At 43.5% G+C, this 19,994-nt stretch carries 21 protein-coding genes; 15 read left to right on the top strand and 6 right to left on the bottom strand.

Going from position 1 to position 19,994, the window contains the following annotated elements; all coding sequences use genetic code 11:
• Positions 1–137: 137 nt before the first annotated feature.
• From msbA to AC0J2X_RS08020, 5 genes are all read left to right on the top strand, one after another.
• Positions 138–1,886, top strand: coding sequence for a lipid A export permease/ATP-binding protein MsbA (msbA, locus tag AC0J2X_RS08000; protein WP_014976526.1), 1,749 nt, complete (start codon positions 138–140; stop codon positions 1,884–1,886).
• Positions 1,883–2,914 carry a tetraacyldisaccharide 4'-kinase gene (gene lpxK, locus AC0J2X_RS08005; protein WP_014976527.1) on the top strand — a complete coding sequence of 344 codons (1,032 nt, stop codon included), beginning with the start codon at positions 1,883–1,885 and terminating at the stop codon, positions 2,912–2,914. The genes msbA and lpxK overlap by 4 nt, the downstream gene beginning before the upstream one ends.
• A gap of 5 nt (positions 2,915–2,919) precedes the next feature.
• Positions 2,920–3,114, top strand: coding sequence for a Trm112 family protein (locus tag AC0J2X_RS08010; RefSeq protein WP_014949430.1), 195 nt, complete (start codon positions 2,920–2,922; stop codon positions 3,112–3,114).
• Between the two features lie 42 nt (positions 3,115–3,156).
• Positions 3,157–3,906, top strand: coding sequence for a 3-deoxy-manno-octulosonate cytidylyltransferase (gene kdsB, locus AC0J2X_RS08015; protein ID WP_014976528.1), 750 nt, complete (start codon positions 3,157–3,159; stop codon positions 3,904–3,906).
• Between the two features lie 131 nt (positions 3,907–4,037).
• On the top strand, positions 4,038–4,697 hold the full coding sequence (locus tag AC0J2X_RS08020) for an SDR family oxidoreductase (protein WP_014976529.1): 660 nt from the start codon (positions 4,038–4,040) through the stop codon (positions 4,695–4,697).
• A 159-nt stretch (positions 4,698–4,856) separates the two neighbouring features.
• On the opposite strand, the gene AC0J2X_RS08025 is transcribed toward AC0J2X_RS08020, so the two are convergent.
• Together AC0J2X_RS08025 and rimO are read right to left on the bottom strand one after the other, a co-directional pair.
• Complete coding sequence (locus AC0J2X_RS08025) at positions 4,857–5,669, bottom strand: substrate-binding periplasmic protein (RefSeq protein ID WP_014976530.1); 813 nt, start codon at positions 5,667–5,669, stop codon at positions 4,857–4,859.
• Positions 5,670–5,830: 161 nt separating this feature from the next.
• Entirely contained in the window at positions 5,831–7,285 is a 1,455-nt protein-coding gene (rimO, locus tag AC0J2X_RS08030) for a 30S ribosomal protein S12 methylthiotransferase RimO (RefSeq protein ID WP_014976531.1), read from the bottom strand.
• A 306-nt stretch (positions 7,286–7,591) separates the two neighbouring features.
• Here rimO and AC0J2X_RS08035 point away from each other — a divergent pair, with 306 nt between their 5' ends.
• Positions 7,592–8,062, top strand: coding sequence for a DUF2919 family protein (locus AC0J2X_RS08035; protein WP_014976532.1), 471 nt, complete (start codon positions 7,592–7,594; stop codon positions 8,060–8,062).
• A 90-nt stretch (positions 8,063–8,152) separates the two neighbouring features.
• Here the strand turns inward: AC0J2X_RS08035 and AC0J2X_RS08040 are convergent, their stop codons facing one another.
• Both AC0J2X_RS08040 and tcdA read right to left on the bottom strand, forming a co-directional pair.
• A complete protein-coding gene (locus AC0J2X_RS08040) occupies positions 8,153–8,566 on the bottom strand; it encodes a hypothetical protein (RefSeq protein ID WP_014949436.1) in 414 nt (137 codons plus the stop codon).
• A 111-nt stretch (positions 8,567–8,677) separates the two neighbouring features.
• Positions 8,678–9,454, bottom strand: a complete 777-nt coding sequence (gene tcdA, locus AC0J2X_RS08045; protein ID WP_014949437.1) for a tRNA cyclic N6-threonylcarbamoyladenosine(37) synthase TcdA — start codon at positions 9,452–9,454, stop codon at positions 8,678–8,680.
• Between the two features lie 220 nt (positions 9,455–9,674).
• Between tcdA and AC0J2X_RS08050 the strand changes: the two genes are divergently transcribed.
• From AC0J2X_RS08050 to AC0J2X_RS08070, 5 genes are all read left to right on the top strand, one after another.
• The gene (locus AC0J2X_RS08050; RefSeq protein ID WP_278344446.1) at positions 9,675–10,640 is read left to right on the top strand and encodes a glutathione S-transferase family protein; all 966 of its coding nucleotides are present in this window, start codon (positions 9,675–9,677) and stop codon (positions 10,638–10,640) included.
• Positions 10,641–10,726: 86 nt separating this feature from the next.
• The gene (locus tag AC0J2X_RS08055) at positions 10,727–11,590 is read left to right on the top strand and encodes a pirin family protein (RefSeq protein ID WP_472995933.1); all 864 of its coding nucleotides are present in this window, start codon (positions 10,727–10,729) and stop codon (positions 11,588–11,590) included.
• A gap of 115 nt (positions 11,591–11,705) precedes the next feature.
• Positions 11,706–11,900, top strand: coding sequence for a hypothetical protein (locus AC0J2X_RS08060; RefSeq protein WP_240491583.1), 195 nt, complete (start codon positions 11,706–11,708; stop codon positions 11,898–11,900).
• Positions 11,890–12,210, top strand: a complete 321-nt coding sequence (locus tag AC0J2X_RS08065; protein WP_240491584.1) for a GNAT family N-acetyltransferase — start codon at positions 11,890–11,892, stop codon at positions 12,208–12,210. The genes AC0J2X_RS08060 and AC0J2X_RS08065 overlap by 11 nt, the downstream gene beginning before the upstream one ends.
• A gap of 194 nt (positions 12,211–12,404) precedes the next feature.
• The gene (locus tag AC0J2X_RS08070; protein ID WP_069944317.1) at positions 12,405–13,865 is read left to right on the top strand and encodes a phosphohexomutase domain-containing protein; all 1,461 of its coding nucleotides are present in this window, start codon (positions 12,405–12,407) and stop codon (positions 13,863–13,865) included.
• 243 nt (positions 13,866–14,108) lie between these two features.
• Here the strand turns inward: AC0J2X_RS08070 and AC0J2X_RS08075 are convergent, their stop codons facing one another.
• Together AC0J2X_RS08075 and AC0J2X_RS08080 are read right to left on the bottom strand one after the other, a co-directional pair.
• Complete coding sequence (locus AC0J2X_RS08075) at positions 14,109–14,531, bottom strand: DUF3429 domain-containing protein (protein ID WP_014949443.1); 423 nt, start codon at positions 14,529–14,531, stop codon at positions 14,109–14,111.
• A 99-nt stretch (positions 14,532–14,630) separates the two neighbouring features.
• Positions 14,631–15,908 carry a citrate synthase gene (locus AC0J2X_RS08080; protein ID WP_014949444.1) on the bottom strand — a complete coding sequence of 426 codons (1,278 nt, stop codon included), beginning with the start codon at positions 15,906–15,908 and terminating at the stop codon, positions 14,631–14,633.
• Between the two features lie 704 nt (positions 15,909–16,612).
• On the opposite strand from AC0J2X_RS08080, the gene sdhC reads away from it, so the two are divergent.
• From sdhC to AC0J2X_RS08100, 4 genes are read left to right on the top strand one after another with little or no spacing between them, the layout of a single operon-like run.
• Complete coding sequence (gene sdhC / locus AC0J2X_RS08085; protein WP_014949445.1) at positions 16,613–16,987, top strand: succinate dehydrogenase, cytochrome b556 subunit; 375 nt, start codon at positions 16,613–16,615, stop codon at positions 16,985–16,987.
• Positions 16,981–17,328, top strand: coding sequence for a succinate dehydrogenase, hydrophobic membrane anchor protein (gene sdhD, locus AC0J2X_RS08090; RefSeq protein WP_014949446.1), 348 nt, complete (start codon positions 16,981–16,983; stop codon positions 17,326–17,328). Before sdhC ends, sdhD begins: the two co-directional genes overlap by 7 nt.
• Before the next feature lies 1 nt (position 17,329).
• Entirely contained in the window at positions 17,330–19,102 is a 1,773-nt protein-coding gene (sdhA, locus tag AC0J2X_RS08095; RefSeq protein ID WP_014949447.1) for a succinate dehydrogenase flavoprotein subunit, read from the top strand.
• Between the two features lie 14 nt (positions 19,103–19,116).
• Complete coding sequence (locus tag AC0J2X_RS08100) at positions 19,117–19,827, top strand: succinate dehydrogenase iron-sulfur subunit (RefSeq protein ID WP_012518362.1); 711 nt, start codon at positions 19,117–19,119, stop codon at positions 19,825–19,827.
• The last annotated feature ends 167 nt before the right edge of the window (positions 19,828–19,994 follow it).

A 19,994-nucleotide genomic window follows, 5' to 3' on the forward strand; every position in this document is an offset into this window, starting at 1 on the left:
GTATGAAGTGGCCACACATTATTCACTTAGTTGGCAGACTAACCAATTTTGCCGCTATATTAGTGAATTAGAGCGAGAACGAGTACAATACTTCCAACGCGTTTTTGTTAACGTTTCAAACAGGTTAAAAAAACTACATGCAACAAGCCGACAACTCGGATTATCAAATTAAGCGCTTTTTACAGTATCTTAAAGCGTATAAAGTGCCTTTCGTTTTTGCCATCATTGGTATGATTGGTTATTCCGCTGTAGATACCTTCGTATTTTCCCAGCTTCAGCCAATGATTGACGAATCACTGGGGAAAAACGACCATGACTATCTACGTCTAGCCGCATATGCGATTGTGCCGCTCTTTTTGTTACGGGGTGTTTTCAACTTTTTAGGTAGTTACACGCTAAGCTGGATTGGTGCTCAGGTGGTAATGCGCATGCGCCAGCAGTTGTTTGAAAAATACATTCATCTTCCAGTGGCATTTCACGATAATCATGCGGTTGGCGGGCTTATCAGTAAAGTCACCTACGATACAGAGCAAGTGGCTAATGCATCTGGTAAGGCGCTGCTAACATTGGTGAGGGAAGGCGCACTGGTCATCGGTTTGCTGTGTGTCATGTTCTATTACTCATGGCAGCTTTCTCTCATATTTCTTTTAATTGGCCCGATTGTGGCAGTGATTGTTTCTATCGTTAGTAAGCGTTTTCGCGTTGTAAGTAAAAACATTCAACAATCAATGGGCAACCTAACATCGTCGGTAGAGCAAGCGGTGAAAGGTCACAAAGTTGTGATCATGTTTGGCGGTCAAGAAATAGAGCAAAAGCGTTTCGAGCAGAAAAACAATCACAACCGTCAACAGTCAATGAAGTTGAATGTCACTTCTATTTTGAGTGTGTCTTCAATACAGGTAATAGCGTCAATTGCCCTTGCAGTCGTTCTGTTTATTGCCAGCACGCCTGGTATGCTTGAAAAGCTTACTGCAGGCGTATTTATTAATGTGGTCTTTTGTATGGTGATGCTGCTTAAACCTCTTAAACAGCTCACTACCATTAATAACCAATTTCAAAAAGGTATGGCAGCCTGCGCCAGTATTTTTGAAATTCTTGATGAAGCAGACGAAGAAGATAAAGGAAAAACCAAAGTAGAGCGCGCAACAGGAAAAATTGAATTTGACGACGTTACATTTTCTTATCCAGGAAAACAGACGCCCGCGTTATCTAATGTGAGCTTTATCGCAAACCCTGGGCAGTCGATTGCTTTGGTAGGGCGCTCGGGAAGTGGTAAATCGACCATCTCGTCGCTGCTTACACGCTTTTATGTACCGCAAGAAGGTGAAATTCGCTTGGATGACACGGCGCTCAACGATATTGATCTTAAAGATCTGCGGGCGCAGTTCGCCGTGGTATCGCAAAACGTTACGCTATTTAACGATACCATAGCTAACAATATTGCTTATGGTGCGCGCCAAAATGTATCTCGCAAAGACATCGAGAATGCGGCAAAAATGGCGCATGTTGAAGAGTTCTTATCGAACTTACCTGAAGGACTAGATACGGTAATTGGTGAAAACGGCTTGATGCTTTCGGGCGGCCAGCGTCAGCGTATTGCCATTGCAAGGGCAATACTTGCCGAAGCGCCCATACTTATTCTGGATGAAGCGACATCTGCCCTTGATACAGAGTCTGAGCGTTTGATCCAAGACGCATTAGAAACGCTGCAAAAACGATGCACCAGCATTGTTGTGGCGCACCGCTTGTCTACCATCGAAAACGCAGATTGCATTATGGTAGTGGAGCAGGGGCGCATTATTGAAAAAGGTAAACACAACGAATTGCTTGAAAAAGGTGGTCACTACGCGCAACTGCACGCGTTACAATTTGGTGAGACTAAGTGAGTCAATCACAAAGTAAAACCAAGCACGATAAATGGTATTTCGGCCATCCTTTAGTGTGGCTGCTCTCACCATTTGCGCTGCTGTTCTACTTTATTTCGGCAATTCGCCGGTTACTTTTTAAAATTGGATTCAAAAAGGCCTTTAAGTCTAACGCTCCCGTGATTGTCGTTGGCAACATATCAGTGGGCGGCAACGGCAAAACGCCAGTCGTATTAGCTTTAGCCGATTATTACCAGAAGCAGGGCATTAAGGTCGGCATTTTAAGTCGGGGCTATGGCGCTAAATCACCAGAATACCCGCGATTAGTGAAAGGCGAAGATGATGCGTCTGAGGTGGGAGACGAACCTCGTTTACTGACCATTAGAAGCCAGTGCGACGTTGTTATCGATCCAGTCCGCGCACGTGGAGCCGCGTACTTAAGTGACAAATTACACTGCGATTTAATTATTTGTGATGACGGCCTTCAACATTACGCACTTCATCGCGACGTTGAAATTGTGGTGATGGACGATAGAAAAGTAGGCAGTGGTTATTTGCTGCCAATGGGGCCCCTTCGCGAAGGACAATGGCGCCTTGGTACCGTTGATGCGCTAGTACATAATAGCCGTTCAATGCCGACATTTAGCCATGCTGTAGCGCCTCAATATCTAATGACCTTAGTAGCTGGGGACTTCACCTCTGTTTCAAACAGAGTAAGAACCAGTCCCCTTGAAGAGATACAAAAAGTGCCGTGCAACGCAATTGCTGGAATAGGTTCACCTCAGCGTTTTTTCTCTCAGCTTAAAGAAATGGGTATCCAGCTTTCTTCAGCTACACCGCTGGCGGATCACCATGCGATCACACGGTCAGACATACCGAATGGCAGAGTATTAATGACAGAAAAAGACGCCGTTAAAGCTGCACCTTTTGCTCATAACGACTGCTGGTTTTTACCTGTTACCGCGCATTTAGCGCCAGACTTTTTTAATTTAGTAAATGTGAAACTTGCCAAGGCAGGTTTGAAGATCAACCAAGACGGACAGGAATAATAACAATGGCCTTTGATAAAAAGCTTTTAGAAGTTTTGGCTTGCCCAGTGTGTAAGGGAAAATTAGTTCTGAGTGATGATAGCACCCAGTTAGTGTGTCGATTTGATAGATTGGCTTTCGATATTAAAGATGGCATCCCTGTACTTATCGAAAGTAAAGCAACAGCATTGTCGTTAGACGATGTTGACGCGACACGGTAATAAAACGTTAAACTAAGTGGTAAATAAGGGCGAAATAAAGTTATGTCATTTACAGTTGTGATCCCTGCTCGATACGGCTCAAGTCGGTTTCCTGGCAAACCCTTAGCGCTTATTGATGGAAAGCCGATGATTCAACATGTGGTTGAACGTGCTAAAGAAGCTGGAGCGGATAACGTCATTGTTGCCACGGACGATGAACGTATTCAAAACGTCGTGCTAGGTTTTGCTCAAGTATGCATGACGTCTGTCAACCACCAATCTGGAACAGAGCGCATTGCCGAGGTTATCGAAAAAGAAGGCATTGCGAGTTCTACTATTGTGGTTAACGTACAGGGGGATGAGCCATTTATTCCCGCCGAAAACATCAGGCAGGTTGCAGATAATCTTGCCAATGCGCCCCAGTGCCAGATGGCTACGTTATCTACGCCTATTGAACGTGTTGAGGATGTGTTTAACCCCAATATTGTTAAGGTGTTGGTAAACGAAAAGGGTGAGTCTATCTATTTTTCACGTTCTCCTATTCCTTTTGAACGCGATCACATGATGGCAAACCCGCAATCTGCAAATACGTCGCTGTACAAACGCCATATAGGCATTTATGCCTATCGTGCTGAATACGTTAAGCAATATGTTGCCTATGCGCCTAGCTCTCTGGAGCAAATTGAATCCTTAGAACAGCTTCGAGCCATATGGTATGGCGATAAGATTCACTGTGAGGTGGCGATAGCGCCACCGCCAGTTGGAATTGATACCCCGGAAGATCTAGAACGTCTTTTAAAGACTATAAGTTAATAAGAAATGAGTGCTGAAATAGGGCTGATGCTTTTTAGTAAATTAGCAAAAAGCCTTATCTAAACAGCCAGTTCTTGTAAAAGGTGAGTGAAACCTTTTAAACGCATACACATAGTAACAAGGGAACCGTTATGAACGTAGTTATTACCGGTGGCAACAGAGGCATAGGCCTTGCGCTTACCAAGCAATATAAAGCACGTGGTGCGAAAGTTTATGCTACCTGTCGAAACAGTTGCGACGAGCTAAACAGTGCAGGTGTGACAATCATCAAAGGTGTGGACGTATCCCAACCAGAAATGTTGGCTGAAAAGCTTGCACCTTTAATGGACGTTAACATCGATTTGCTCATTAATAATGCCGGAGTGCTCGGACGCGAGAGTATTGACGATTGGGATCCAAATACCATCGATTATCAATTTAGGGTTAATGCATTAGGTCCATTGTTAGTTACTCAAACACTATTACCGGCAATGGCAAATGACGGTAAAATTGCCATGATTACCAGTCGCATGGGTTCAATGGCAGACAATGGGTCAGGCGGCTACTATGGCTACCGAATGTCTAAAGCCGCACTAAACGCGGCGGGAGTGTCCATGGCGAATGATCTGAAACCCAAGGGAATTGCAGTAGGTATTTTTCATCCTGGATTCGTTCAAACAGAAATGGTCAATGGAGCGGGAGATATTGACGCCGATACCTGTGCTGAGCGTTTGTCACAACGCATAGATGAGCTAAATGTATCTAACGCAGGTCGCTTCATCCATTCAAATGGTGACGAGTTGCCTTGGTAGGTTTAATGTTGGTTTGCCACAAACTCAATCAATAATGCAATAACACCAAGAGAGCGCTTACGAAAAGCGCTCTTTTACTTTTAAACTACACCTGTCTTTAACTGTACGTGTCCTTAACTACACGTGTTCTTAACTACATGATTCCAATGCGCCATAGCTTTAGCGCGTTAAATCATACGTATCAATGATATGCTTAATAGACCCGTCTTTTAAACGAGCGCTAAGGGCTTGGTTAAACTCTGGAAATAGTGATGCGCACTTAGATTTGGCGGAGATAGCAAAATGTACATTGTTTGAAGATATAGGTGACTGGCTTATTCGCATGCCGTCATTTTCTGGGTCGTTCAAGTGGCTTAGTGCTGCGCTTTGTGGTGAAACTGCGTAATCAGCACGATGTCGACGCATCATTTCATACATTTTGTCGTGGTCTTTAACTTCGATAATATTCAAGTTTGATTTAATGCTATCGAATTTTTCACCTAAGCTTATTCCTCGAGGCATCACACCAATATATTGCGCAAGTGCGCTAAGCGAAAGATCGGTACCTCGCGTTTGAGAAAGTGAAGGAGAGAGCACAACGTAAACCTCTTCTGCTGCAAACGGTGCGGTGATAAGCCATTTTCGACTACGAGCTTCGTTCCAATAGTTTCCCGCCAAAATATCAAGCTCGCCCGCGTCGAGTTTGGATTCTATTCGTTTCCAGGGGAGCCCAGTTTCTATCTTTAGTGTGACACCTAAATCCCGTGCTAGCAGGGTTAAAACGTCAAATGCTATCCCCGTAGCTTTCAACCTTCCTTCAAACTCGTTAAATGCGTAGGGAAACCACTGTTGTGCTCCCGCGGTGTGTAAAGTCTTGCACTCTGTACTGGCAAGTGCACGAGGGTTGAATACGAAAGTCAAAATGAGCACTATGCCAAATGACAAGATGTGGCGGGAAGAGTGTTTCAGTTTGGAGTAGGGTAACATTGCCATATTTTATTCACGTACCACAGAAGATGGCATTGATAGTTTTACTTGTTTAATTATGTATAGGGTCTGTTATACATAAAACCCTATCGACTGGCAATTAGCCGATAGGGTTACAAAAATAACGAATAGATGACTTTCGAGTTTAGACTGCAGTTAATCGAAAGTTACAGCGCGGGATCAGCGCCTTCGTCTTCTTCGTCTTGGTCTTCAGACAATACTGCCCATACGTCGTGTTCGTTAGCGTGAATAACTTCAGCCCATACACGATCGCCAGGTTTTACGTCATAAACACCGTTTAAATGAACCAGACCATCAACTTCCGGTGCGTCTGCATAGGTACGGCCGACGGCACCTTCCGCATCAACGCTGTCGATAACAACTTGATATTCGTTACCGATTCTCGCTTGAAGTCGCGCTGCGCTTATTTCGCCCTGTACTTCCATAAACCGTGCAAGGCGAGCTTGTTTCACTTCTTCTGGCACTGGGTCAGGGAGGTCATTTGCTCTTGCACCTTCAACAGGGGAATAGGCGAATGCACCAACACGATCAAGCTGCGCTTCGCGAAGGAAATCCAATAACTCTTCAAACTCTTCTTCCGTTTCGCCCGGAAAGCCGACGATGAATGTCGAACGAATGACTAATGATGGGCAATCTTCGCGCCACTTTTTAACGCGCTCTAGCACGCGCTCAGCACTACCTGGGCGTTTCATTAACTTAAGAATACGTTTGTTGGCGTGTTGAAACGGAATATCCAAGTAAGGAAGGATTTTACCTTCGTTCATTAGTGGAATTAGATCATCCACATGCGGGTAAGGGTACACGTAATGTAAACGGACCCAAATGCCCATTTCGCCCAGCTTTTCACACAACTGTTGCATGTGTGCTTTAACCGGCATGCCGTTCCAAAAGCCCGTTCTGTGCTTAACATCAACACCATAGGCGCTAGTGTCTTGTGAAATAACCAATAGCTCTTTAACACCAGCGTCTTTCAAACGCTTAGCTTCATCGAGTACGTTACCCACTGGGCGGCTGACAAGGTCGCCACGCATAGAAGGAATGATACAGAACGTGCAACGGTGGTTACAGCCTTCTGAAATCTTTAAATAAGCATAATGACGAGGCGTTAATTTTACACCATGGTCAGGGATCAGATCTTCAAACGGATTGTGCTGGGGTTTTGGAAGATGATCGTGTACTTGCTCAACTACCGTTTCGTAGGCATGAGGCCCCGTGATAGCCAGTACATTTGGATGAAGCTCTCTAATTTCGTCTTCTTTAACACCTAAACACCCGGTAACGATAACTTTGCCGTTTTCTTTAAGTGCTTCGCCTATGGTGTCTAATGACTCTTCTACCGCCGCGTCAATGAATCCACAGGTGTTAACGATAACCAAGTCGGCATCGTTGTAGGTAGGGACTACGTCATAACCTTCGGTGCGAAGTTGAGTAAGAATACGCTCTGAATCAACTAAGTTCTTAGGGCAACCTAAGCTAACAAAACCAATTCTGCTGCCATTGCTTTGTTGCGAAGGTTTGTTGTCACTTAATACCTTCACTGGCGTTTCTAGCGTGGTGGTTTTATTTACTACTTTGTTTGGATTAAACGTTTCTACTGTCATCTAAAATATCACCTGGAAAATGACTGAGCTTAAAATGGCCGCGGATTATACAGGAAAACACGCTTGTACGCAGTATATATAATTAGCGACCAAGATATAAATTATTGACGCATTCTCACAGTACAGCCGTAAGTTAGGCACTAAATGTGAAAACAAGTTTAAACGGCCACGGGTTTCATTGTAAAAGCGGCACGAACAAGGTTTAAAAATACCTTACTTACCCCCACATTTATCACTTCTTGAAAGTAAACATTATCAGAGTTGAATGCGCTTTAGGGTTCAAATTAATAAAATAGAAGTGAATGCATGCTTAAATTACCGCTAACTTTTTATGATGAGTCAGGGCGAATTCTACCTCCCCGTTGGCTTTACAGCGTGTTTATACTTCTATGCATTGACTGGCTCGCGTTCGTCTTTTCTCTGGCTTCCCGCACTCAAACTAGTGAGCTACTTACGTTCTTTTACCCACAAAAAGAAACGTTAGGGTTGGGGTTAGCGGCAAGTTTACCTGTGTTAATTGCGTTATCTTTGGTTAGCCAACGAGATCGCTTATGGAAAAAAGGCTTTTTAGCATGGCGCCGATGGGTTATTCCACTGGCTCAATTGGGGGTGTTGGCATTGTTGAGTGTTCAGCTTTACTACGCTATGCATCATCACTGGGGGTTTGAAACTATTACGGGTGTAAAAATCGTTTTTTACAGTATAGCCTTGTACGCAATTTCAAAAAGTCGTCATTTAAAGTGGATGGTAGAGGATTGGGAAACACCTAACCCCTGAACCTCATTCTCCAAAAACATCTTTATCGGAAATATATTTAATGCACTCAATTGAACAGACGTTAGACTGAGTGCAAAATCTGTGAGAACGTTAGTGGCTGCGTAAGTGGTTCCCCAACGCCTGTTCATAGTAGGCAAATACGCTGATTTGACTGTCGTTAACCAGACGTTCATAGCAAATACCCGCTAAGGCATAGGTATTTTCACCAACCTGAAGAAAAACGGCAGGTGCTTTAGGATTTGACTGATCGTAAATCCATTCACCATCTAGCTGCGCTTTTAAAATTTCTCCAACGTAAGCGCCAAAGATATTACAGATGGTGAACACTGCTTCATCTTCTAACGCTAAATCGTGATATTTATCTACGAAACTAAGTAAAATGTCGTCCACCAGTGCTACGCTAGCAGGTGAGTGGTCGAGTACAATATCGAACTCATCAGCTGCTGTTACCACAGCGTCCTTCGCGCAATCTGCCATTAATTTATTGAGTTCATCAGGTGACATGTTGTTCTCCTTCTCACCGATACTTTTGTTATAACACGCTAACGCTTAAAAAGTCGTTAAGACAAGGTGTTATAAGTTTTTGACTATTGTGCGCAAGTTATCGGCCAAAGTCTATTTTTGTCCAGTTAATCTATTTATTACACTTGCAGCGGCAAACATACCAAAGGTGGCGGTTACCGTGACCACAGCACCAAAGCCGCCTGCACAGTCTAGTCGAGTACCACCTTCCATTGCAGATTTGTTGTAACAAACCGAGCCGTCAGGTTGTGGGTAGCGCAATTGCTCTGTTGAATAGATACACTCAACGCCAAAGCGGCGTTTTGGGTTTTTACTAAAATTATAGTTACGTCTAAGCTCACTGCGTAGCTTAGCTGCTAGGGGGTCTTGTGTTGTTTTAGCTAAATCGCCTTTAGTGACTTGAGTTGGGTCTATTTGACCGCCCGCACCGCCAACCGTAACAATAGGAATTTTGTTGCGTTTACAGTGAGCTATCATCGCCGCTTTAGCGCGAATACTGTCAGTGGCATCGACTACAGCGTGCATTTCTTTGGTCAAAAGCGTAGCCGTATTTTCTGGAGTGACAAAATCCTCAATACAATTCACTTTGCAAGCAGGATTTATCAAGTGAATTCTCGATGCAATGGCGTCGACCTTTGCTTCTCCTATGGTATTGGAAAGCGCGTGAATTTGGCGATTTGTATTAGTTACGCAAACATCGTCTAAATCAATAAGGGTTATAGTACCTATGCCCGAACGAGCTAGTGCTTCTGCAGTCCAACTTCCCACACCGCCAATGCCGACTACAGCCACATGACTGTTGGCTAAATTATTAGTTTGCTGTGCGCCATATAAACGCACAATACCGCCTAAACGTGGATCATCAGACATGTTTCACTTCACTTAAAAATAAACTAACTCAAAGGCGTGTGTTCACACAAAAACGTGCAAGTACGCTAGCAGGGCGCGCATCATCTCAAAAGTGGACACTAAAGATCAATACACTCCAGTTTTTTCGAATAATAAATCCGATTTTAAGCGACATACGTTCTACCCAGCACATGTTTAAATGAATTCATTGTTTAATGAAGTAATGAAAAGGGGCAGGCATATGGGCTTACTCGTTGATGGAAAATGGCAAGACAAGTGGTACGACACCAGCAAAAATGGTGGGAAATTTGAGCGCCAAGCATCTAAATTTCGTGACAAAGTCAGTAACGAAGATGGTTCCACGTTTCCCGCTGAATCTGGTCGCTATCATCTTTATGTCTCGTTAGCTTGTCCTTGGGCCCACAGGGCGCTCATATTTAGAAAGTTAAAGGGATTGGAGGCGCATATTGATGTTTCGGTGGTACACCCTGAGATGCTTGATCAAGGCTGGGAGTTTAAAGATTACCCAGGAGCAACGGGAGATAAGCTTTATAACTTTGATTATGCGCATCAAATTTATACTAAGGCAGAACCTGAGATAACCACCCGTGTCACTGTTCCAATCCTTTGGGATAAACGAACAGAAACTATCGTTAATAATGAATCAGCTGAAATTATCCGTATTTTTAACAGTGGGTTTAATTCACTGACTAATAATGAAGACGATTATTATCCTAACGCCCAACGTGAAGAAATTGATGCCATCAACAATATGGTGTATCACGACATAAATAATGGCGTGTATAAAGCTGGATTTGCTACAACGCAAGAGGCCTATGAAGAGGCAGTAACTGCATTGTTCTGCGCGCTAGATAGGGTTGAAGAAAGGTTGAGTAAACAACGTTATTTGGTTGGCAGCAAAATAACAGAAGCTGACTGGCGCTTATTTACCACGCTGATACGCTTCGACGCTGTGTATCACGGGCACTTTAAATGCAATAAAAAGCAAATTGCAGACTATCCAAATATTTACGGCTATATGAAAGAACTTTATCAAGTTCCGGGCGTTGCTGAAACGGTAAACTTCGACCATATCAAAAGGCACTATTACTACAGCCACACTATGATAAATCCAACCCAGGTAATCCCCGTCGGGCCAGAGCAAGATCTTATGTCGCCTCACGGTCGCGATAAAATAGAACGTTAAAGCACACAAAAGGTCGGTAATACAAAAAGCTAAACGTGAAGCTCGTAAAAGATAGTGAAGGCTAAGATTTAAGGTAGATACACATTATGTCAGTGGAAGTGAGTGAACAAAAATCGATAGAGAAAGTGGTTACAGGTATGCCAACAAGTGATGGCGCGGGGGTGTCGCTTACTCGTATTATTGGGCAACCTGATCTACCTCGCCTCGATCCCTTTTTAATGTTGGATTTTTTTGGTTCAGATAATCCAGGTGAATACATTGCTGGTTTTCCACCACATCCTCACCGTGGTTTTCAGACAGTTACTTATATGCTTGCAGGAAAAATGCGCCATAAAGACTCTGTAGGCAATGAGGGGGTTATTGATGCTGGTGGCATTCAATGGATGAATGCGGGTCGAGGCATAATACATGAAGAAATGCCAGAGCAGGAGGAGGGCTTGTTACAAGGCTTTCAGCTGTGGGTGAATCTTCCGGCCGTAGAGAAAATGTCAGCGCCGAACTATCAAGACATACAGCCAGATAGTGTGCCTACAGTACACATTCAAGATGCAGTAATCAAAGTGTTAGCAGGTGAAATTGATGGTGTGAAAGGGCCTGTGAAGACAACGGCGGTTGCTCCTACTTTTTTAGACGTTGCACTACGAAGCGGGAGTTCGGAAATTGCACTGGGTTCGGATGAAGCTGCCTTTATTTATGTGTACGAGGGAAGCGTGGTCATTAATAGCGGCGAACTTAGCAAAGAAACAATTGTGTCGCAGGGAGAGCTGGGTGTTTTGTCACAAAGTGGCAAGCAGCTATCTGTATCCGCTGATAAAGGTTGTAAGTTTATAGTGGTCTCAGGTAAACCTATTGAAGAGCCTGTGGTCCAATATGGGCCTTTTGTAATGAACACTCAGCAGGAAATTATTCAGGCATTTAACGATTACCAAAGCGGTTCATTAGCAAAGTAGATACAAGGTTTGCCTGTTTTGATTCGACTATGGGTAATTATCTATGCGGACTGGTATTAGACTGGGCTTTTAATCAATACCTCTTCATTAGGTTCAGCAAGGAGTAGCACTGCCAATGCATTTTGAAAGCATCGCCGAAAAACACGTGCTATCACTTTTAGAATTTGAGCGTAGTAATAAAGCCTATTTTGAATCGTCTATAGCACCAAGAGAGGCAGCGTTTTATTCATTGGATGGCGTAGGCTACCACATTAGCGAATTGCTTTACTTACAACAGCCGAAAAAGAGCTTGGGGTTATGTGCTTGTTGATGAGCAACGAAATAACCAGATTGTAGCGCGTGCTAACATCAAAAATAGAGCAGGCGACAAGGCGGAAATCGGCTATCGAGTTGCAGAGAAGGATTGTGGAAAAGGCATTGCTTCTCACTGCGTCTCATTTTTAATTGAGGAGGCCAAAAGCATGGGCATAAGATTGCTCACTGCAGAGGTCATGGACAACAATGCCGCTTCTGAAAAAGTCCTTATCAAGAATGGTTTTAGTCCAAAGCTGTGCTTTCGCCGAAAGTATCGTCATCAAGGCGCTTTCCATAACAGTATCTATTTCGAACTCGCGCTTTAAATTTATCGATTGAAAACAGCGTGAGCAAAACGTTGCGCTGTTTAAATTGAATTAGTAATTCATTCCCTCTAATGATTTAATATCGGTATGTCTAATCTCTTTTACGACAATAGCAAAGGGGCGTATGCGCTTTTTTGTTGTAAAAGGCGATAATGTAATCATAAATAGTTAAAACACAGGGAATTTCGATCCAAATGGCAACCCCAATTACCTGCTTTAAAGCGTACGATATTCGTGGCGAATTGAACTCACAGCTGACTGAAGATGTAGCGTATCGAATTGGCTATGCTTTTGCGCAAGAATTAAATGCGAAAACTGTTGTTGTTGGTAGTGACGTGCGTCTTACGTCAACACCGTTAAAATTAGCGTTAAGCGCAGGTCTTATCGATGCTGGTGCAACAGTGACTGATATTGGCATGGCAGGAACAGAAGAAATTTACTTCGCTACCAAACACCTTGGCGTTGATGGTGGTATTGAAGTAACGGCAAGTCATAACCCCATTAATTACAACGGCATGAAATTGGTTAAGGCGGGCTCTGTTCCAATTAGTGGCGACACAGGTCTAAACGCCATAAAAGAGAAAGCGGAAGCATTAGAAGATAGCTTCGTGTCAGAGCGATTAGCACACTACACTGAGGGGGCGTTAATTGATGCCGATGCGTTTTTTAACGGTACGGCCCATGTAAAAGAAGACAAGCTTTCTGAAACCGAAAAATATACGGTTAAATCGTGTATGTCTGACTATGTATCTCACATGCTGTCTTATGTGAATTTAAGTAATTTTACACCGTTAAAAGTGGTAGTTAACGCTGGTAATGGTGCAGCAGGCCCTGCACTTGACGCCATTGAACAAGAAATGAAAGCGCAGGGTGTTCCGATAGAATTTGTAAAAGTACATCACAATGCTGATGGTACATTTCCAAACGGCATCCCCAATCCATTGTTACCTGAAAACCGTGCTGACACTGCTGATGCCGTTAGAGCGTCGGGAGCTGATTTTGGCATTGCATGGGATGGTGATTTCGACCGTTGCTTCTTGTTTGACGCTGATGGTGAATTTATTGAAGGATATTATATCGTTGGCTTGCTTGCTGAAGCCTTTATCGAGAAAAACACCGACAGTAAAATCATTTATGACCCTCGCGTATACTGGAATACAGAAGATATCGTAGCGAATGCAGGTGGTACACCCATTAAGTCGAAAACCGGCCATGCGTTTATTAAGGAGCGTATGCGCAAAGAAGATGCGGTCTATGGGGGTGAAATGAGTGCGCACCATTACTTTAGAGATTTTGCCTACTGTGATTCAGGCATGATCCCTTGGTTGTTAATTGCCGAATTGGTGTGTGTGAAAAAGCAAACACTAGCGAGTATGGTGAAAGCGCGAATTGAAGCGTTTCCATCTTCTGGTGAAATTAACAGTAAACTAAAAGATGCTGACGCAGCGCTGGAACGCGTTACAAGTAAATATCAGCCACTAGCCAGCGTAATCGATACTACCGATGGTTTGGGTCTGGAGTTTGGCACATGGCGCTTTAATTTACGTAAATCGAATACTGAGCCAGTTATTCGCTTAAACGTTGAAAGTAAAGGCGACATTGCGTTGATGGAACAAAAAACCGAAGAGCTACTTTCGCTTATTCGCGCTGAATAACCTCGTTACTTTTCGTTAATAACGCTAGAAGTAAAAAACGAAGGCGATAACATAGCGATATTATCGCCTTTTTTTTCGAGATTTAAACCTGTTAAAGCTATATTTATCAATTGCTTATACTGGTTATGCGTAACTTTTTGCTTGAGTTAGAAACTCGCTTAAGCACCGCAGGCTTTTGCCTCTTTTACTTTTTTCGCAATTATCTAATTTTATGTCTCTAAAGCTAAGCTGGTAGTAGTAACGCTAGACGAGCAAGTAAATCATCCAGGCGTGACAGATAACAACGACACTTGTTAATCCCATCCGCAAGCTTATGTAACTTACAATCTGCTCTTTAGGAAGACTCAGGATAAACTTGTCGTAAATAAGTACGGCGACGTAGCTTAACGATAAAACGCCAAACACCTTCACGTCGTGAGAGAACACTAAACACAGCCACCCAATTATGGTCGGCAACATAGCGACTAACATTTGTTTGTCATAACGTTGGTTACTTATCGCATCCCACCAATGAATGCCACCAAAGAAAGACAATAGCACAGCTGAGTATTGGACAAAGTAAACAGCGCTTTGTGTAAGCGATAACAGGTTAAGCTGATAAGCCAGTGGCATAGCCACAAAAGGAATGAGACCGGCAATACCTAGAAAAACCGCTGAATAGGGCATTGTTGTTCCTTGAAGTAATCTTGTATAAACAAAAATAGCGCCATAAAGGCGCTATTTTTACTATTAAGCGTAATACTTAGTTCAGTATTTACTAATTTACTACTTAATTGGCGTGTACTTACGCTGGTTGTGACCAGTGTAAAGCTGACGAGGACGACCAATTTTTTGTTTAGGGTCGCTCATCATTTCATGCCAGTGTGAAATCCAACCTACTGTACGAGATAGGGCAAAAATACACGTAAACATGTTGGTAGGAATACCAATTGCTTTAAGAACGATACCTGAGTAGAAGTCTACGTTCGGGAACAGTTTCTTCTCTGCGAAGTACGGGTCACTTAACGCAATCTTTTCTAGTTCCATCGCTACTTCTAGTAGTGGATCTTTTACGTTAAGCTCGCTTAATACTTCGTGACAGCTTTCACGCATTACTGTTGCACGTGGATCGTGATTTTTATAAACACGGTGACCGAAGCCCATAAGACGGAATGGGTCATTCTTGTCTTTAGCGCGTGCAATAAACTCTGGAATACGATCAACTGTGCCAATTTCTTCTAGCATGTTCAGACATGCTTCGTTTGCACCACCATGAGCAGGACCCCAAAGTGAAGCAACACCAGCAGAAATACATGCATATGGGTTCGCACCAGAAGAACCGGCAAGACGAACGGTAGACGTTGAAGCATTCTGTTCGTGGTCTGCGTGAAGCGTAAAGATACGGTCCATCGCACGCTCAACAGCTGGGCTGATTTGATATTCTTCTGCTGGTACAGAGAACATCATGTTCAGGAAGTTAGCTGCATAGCTTAAGTCGTTTCGTGGATAAACAAACGGCTGACCTACATTGTACTTGTAGCACATAGCAACAAGAGTAGGCATTTTAGCAATTAGACGGTGTGCGCTGCGAATGCGCTGTTCTTCATTAGAAACGTCTAAATCGCTGTGGTAGAACGAAGACATCGCGCCAACGGTACCACATAGCATTGCCATAGGGTGGGCGTCGTTGCGGAAACCATGGAAGAACATGTTAATTTGTTCATGTACCATGGTGTGACGAGTAATTGTCTCTTTAAATTCTTCGTACTGTTCTTTTGTTGGTGCGTCACCGTGAAGAAGCATGTGACAAACTTCTAAGTAGTCTGCGTCACGCGCTAATTCTTCGATAGGGAAACCGCGGTGTAATAATACACCTTGAGCGCCATCAATATAGGTAATTGAAGACTCGCAAGATCCTGTCGCCATAAAACCTGGGTCGTACGTGAAATAACCGTGCTGGCCTAACGTACGGACATCGATTACATCTTGTCCTTCGGTGCCAGACAAGATAGGAAGCTCGATTTCCTTACCGCCGGCTTTAAGAATGGCTTTCTGATCTGCCATAAAATGCTCTCCTCAGAATGGTTCTGTTTGCAGCGAAAACGGACGAAAATATCCGCTTCGTTGGGAAAAGTGGGCGTATTTGTACTTTATTATGCACCAACAAGTCAATTTAATTGCATATTTGCACAATAAATATTCCGAATTGCTTAAAAAAATACTAGCAATCAGATAACGATTAATTAACTCGTTGGGATTTCACTTTGCCCGATACGGTGCAATTATCAATGGCTTTTCGATAAAGGTAAACCATCGAACGATAAATATATTAACAGGTTAGTTTAAAAAGTAACCTTTTGATGAGGAATAAATACGCATACAGATTAAAAGTGCTTAATTTCTCGTTGTTATGCATAGTTATTCCATTTAGCTGCTGGTAAACTTCTTAACACTGTAATTGCGCTCATTTAAACGTGTTGCGCTCAATTTTGATCTCTTTTTATTCAAAATAATTATCATAAAAGTGTATATAGCGACTAAAGTCTTACTACGGCACAAAAAATTGTAATTATATACTACGCTGGATATACTCAGCGGTGCTTTGGAAATGGAATAATTATTCTGTTACAGGCATTAAAGAATAATTCACAAATTGTTAACAACTCAATGGATGAGGCAATTAACAGGTTAAAAATCGAATTCACTTACTCAGGACATAATAAAGGTAAGAAATTCATTATCCCCTACGGATTAAACAGGCATACATTGTGAAAAAGCAAAGACCAGTAAATTTAGAACTCAATACTATTAAATTTCCGCCCTCTGCTATTTCGTCAATTCTCCACCGTGTAACCGGTGTTGCAATGTTCTTCGCGCTACTTTTTGTTATCTGGGCATGGGCAGTTTCTGTTCATTCGCCTGAAGGTTTCGCGGACGTACAAGCAATCATGGACGGTTTCTTTGGAAAATTTGTCGCAATTGGCACAGCTTCAGCGCTGACATATCACATTCTAGGCGGCCTAAGACACGTTGTTATGGATTTAGGTCACTGGGAAGAATTAGAGTCGGGTAACACAAGTGCAAAAGCTGTAATCGCACTTTGGGTTGTACTGACCGTAGTATTGGGAGTTGCATTATGGTAACCAACCAAGCAAGCATTAAGCGTGACGGCGTACAAGACTACGTTTCACTTCGCGCTACAGCAGCAATTATTTTCGCGTACTCGGTTTTCATGGCGTGGTTCTTTATTACCACCGATAACCTAACGTTTATCGAATGGCGAGGGTTGTTCTCTGGCCTGGCTATGAAAGTTTTCACATTGGCAGCACTAGTAGCAGTGATGATCCACGTGCGCATCGGCCTTTGGCAGGTGCTTACAGACTATGTTAAATCAGCAGGTCTGCGCGCAGGACTACAATATATCTTAAATATCATCGCATTCGGCTATGTAGCTGTTGGCCTATTCGTATTGTGGGGAGTGTAAAATGAGTTTACCCGTTCACGAGTTTGATGCAGTAGTAATTGGTGCTGGCGGTGCAGGTATGCGCGCAGCACTACAGATTTCGCAGTCTGGTAAATCATGTGCACTGTTATCAAAAGTATTTCCAACCCGTTCTCATACTGTGTCTGCTCAAGGTGGTATTACTGTAGCACTTGGTAATTCACACGAAGACAATTGGGAATGGCACATGTATGACACCGTTAAGGGTTCTGATTATATCGGTGACCAAGACGCTATCGAATACATGTGTAAAACTGGTCCGGAAGCAATTATCGAAATGGAAAATATGGGTCTACCATTTTCTCGTTTCGAAAACGGTAAAATCTACCAGCGTCCTTTTGGCGGTCAGTCTAAGAACTTTGGTGGCGAGCAGGGCGCTCGTACAGCAGCTGCAGCTGACCGTACTGGTCACGCGCTTCTACACCTTCTTTACCAGCAAAACGTAAAGAACAAAACAAAAGTTTTCTCTGAGTGGTATGCACTTGACCTAGTTAAGAACCAAGACGGAGACGTTGTTGGTTGTACCGCGATTGATATCGAATCTGGTGAAGTAGTTTACTTCAAGTCTCGCGCAGTTGTACTTGCAACAGGTGGTGCGGGTCGTATCTACGCATCTACTACAAATGCACACATCAATACCGGTGACGGTGTTGGTATGGCACTTCGTGCAGGCGTTGCAGTTCAAGATATGGAAATGTGGCAGTTCCACCCAACGGGTATCGCTGGCGCAGGAACATTGGTAACAGAAGGTTGTCGTGGTGAAGGTGGTTACCTTCTAAACAAAGACGGCGAACGTTTCATGGAACGTTATGCGCCTAACGCGAAAGACCTTGCTGGTCGTGACGTTGTTGCGCGTTCAATGATGACTGAAATTCGTGAAGGTCGTGGTTGTGAAGGCCCATGGGGTACTCACATTAAGCTTAAGCTTGACCACCTTGGTAAAGACGTTCTTGAGTCTCGTCTACCTGGTATCCTTGAACTTTCACGTACGTTTGCACACGTTGACCCAGTGAAAGAGCCAATTCCAGTAATTCCTACTTGTCACTATATGATGGGTGGTATTCCTACAAATGTTGATGGCCAATGTCTAACGGTTGATGAAAACGGTAACGACAAGGTTGTTAACGGTCTATTTGCTTGTGGTGAGATAGCCTGTGTATCTGTACACGGTGCGAACCGTCTTGGCGGTAACTCACTTCTTGACCTTGTTGTATTCGGTCGCGCGACCGGTTTACACCTTGGTAAGACATTGTCTGAAATGGCACCAACACGCGACGCATCAGAGTCTGATCTTGAAGCCTCTATGACGCGTTTCAACCGTTGGGAAAATTCAGAGAAAGGTAAGGGCGAAGACCCAGTACAAATTAAGAAAGACTTGCAGAAATGCATGCAGCTTAACTTCTCAGTATTCCGTGAAGGTGAAGCAATGGCGGAAGGTCTTAAAGAGCTTAGCGAAATTCGCGAGCGTCTTAAGCATGCACGCCTTGACGACAAGAGCGCAGACTTCAATACCCAGCGTATTGAATGTTTAGAGCTTGATAACCTAATGGAAACCGCGTACAGCACAGCAGTAGCAGCGAACTTCAGAACGGAAAGCCGTGGTGCTCACAGCCGCTTCGACTTCCCGGACCGTGATGACGATAACTGGTTATGCCACAGCATCTACGATCCGAACACTGATAAAATGCTTAAACGTGAAGTGAATATGGCGCCTAAGCTTAGGGAAGCATTCCCGCCTAAAGTGCGTTCATATTAAGAGAGGCAACGATCATGCAATTAACTTTTTCGATTTATCGTTACAACCCAGAAGTAGATGCGAAGCCTCGCATGCAAGACTACACTCTAGAAGTAGAGGAAGGTCAGGACATGATGGTGCTAGACGCGCTACTTGCACTTAAAGAGCAAGATCCGACGCTTTCTTTCCGTCGCTCTTGCCGTGAAGGTGTGTGTGGTTCAGACGGCGTGAACATGAACGGCAAAAATGGCCTTGCGTGTATCACTCCTTTATCTGCACTGGGCAAAGGTAAAATAGTAGTACGTCCGCTTCCAGGTCTACCTGTTGTACGTGACCTTGTTGTTGATATGACGCAGTTCTACACACAGTACGAAAAGATTAAGCCGTTCTTAATCAACGACAGTAAGCAGCCGCCAGCGCGCGAACACTTACAGTCACCTGAAGAGCGTGCGAAACTTGACGGTCTTTACGAGTGTATTCTATGTGCATGTTGTTCAACGTCATGCCCATCTTTCTGGTGGAACCCTGATAAGTTCATCGGTCCTGCTGGTCTACTTCACGCGTATCGTTTCCTTATCGATAGCCGTGATACGGCAACTGAAGAGCGTCTTAACGACCTTGATGATGCGTTCAGCGTATTCCGCTGTCACGGTATCATGAACTGTGTAAGTGTATGTCCTAAGGGCTTAAACCCTACAAAAGCGATAGGCCAAATTAAGTCTATGCTTTTACAACGGGCTGTTTAGTACTATATTCTGATAACTTCCTAAAGTTACAGATAGTGATGCTCTAAATAGCCATCCCAAAAGGATGGCTATTTTTTTATATATTCGCTGTTATAACACTTGGTTATGCTGAGAATAACCTTATAATACATCTTGATTGTTAACTAGATTTTATAAAACGTAGCAAG

Source organism: Alteromonas sp. R7 (assembly GCF_055755235.1).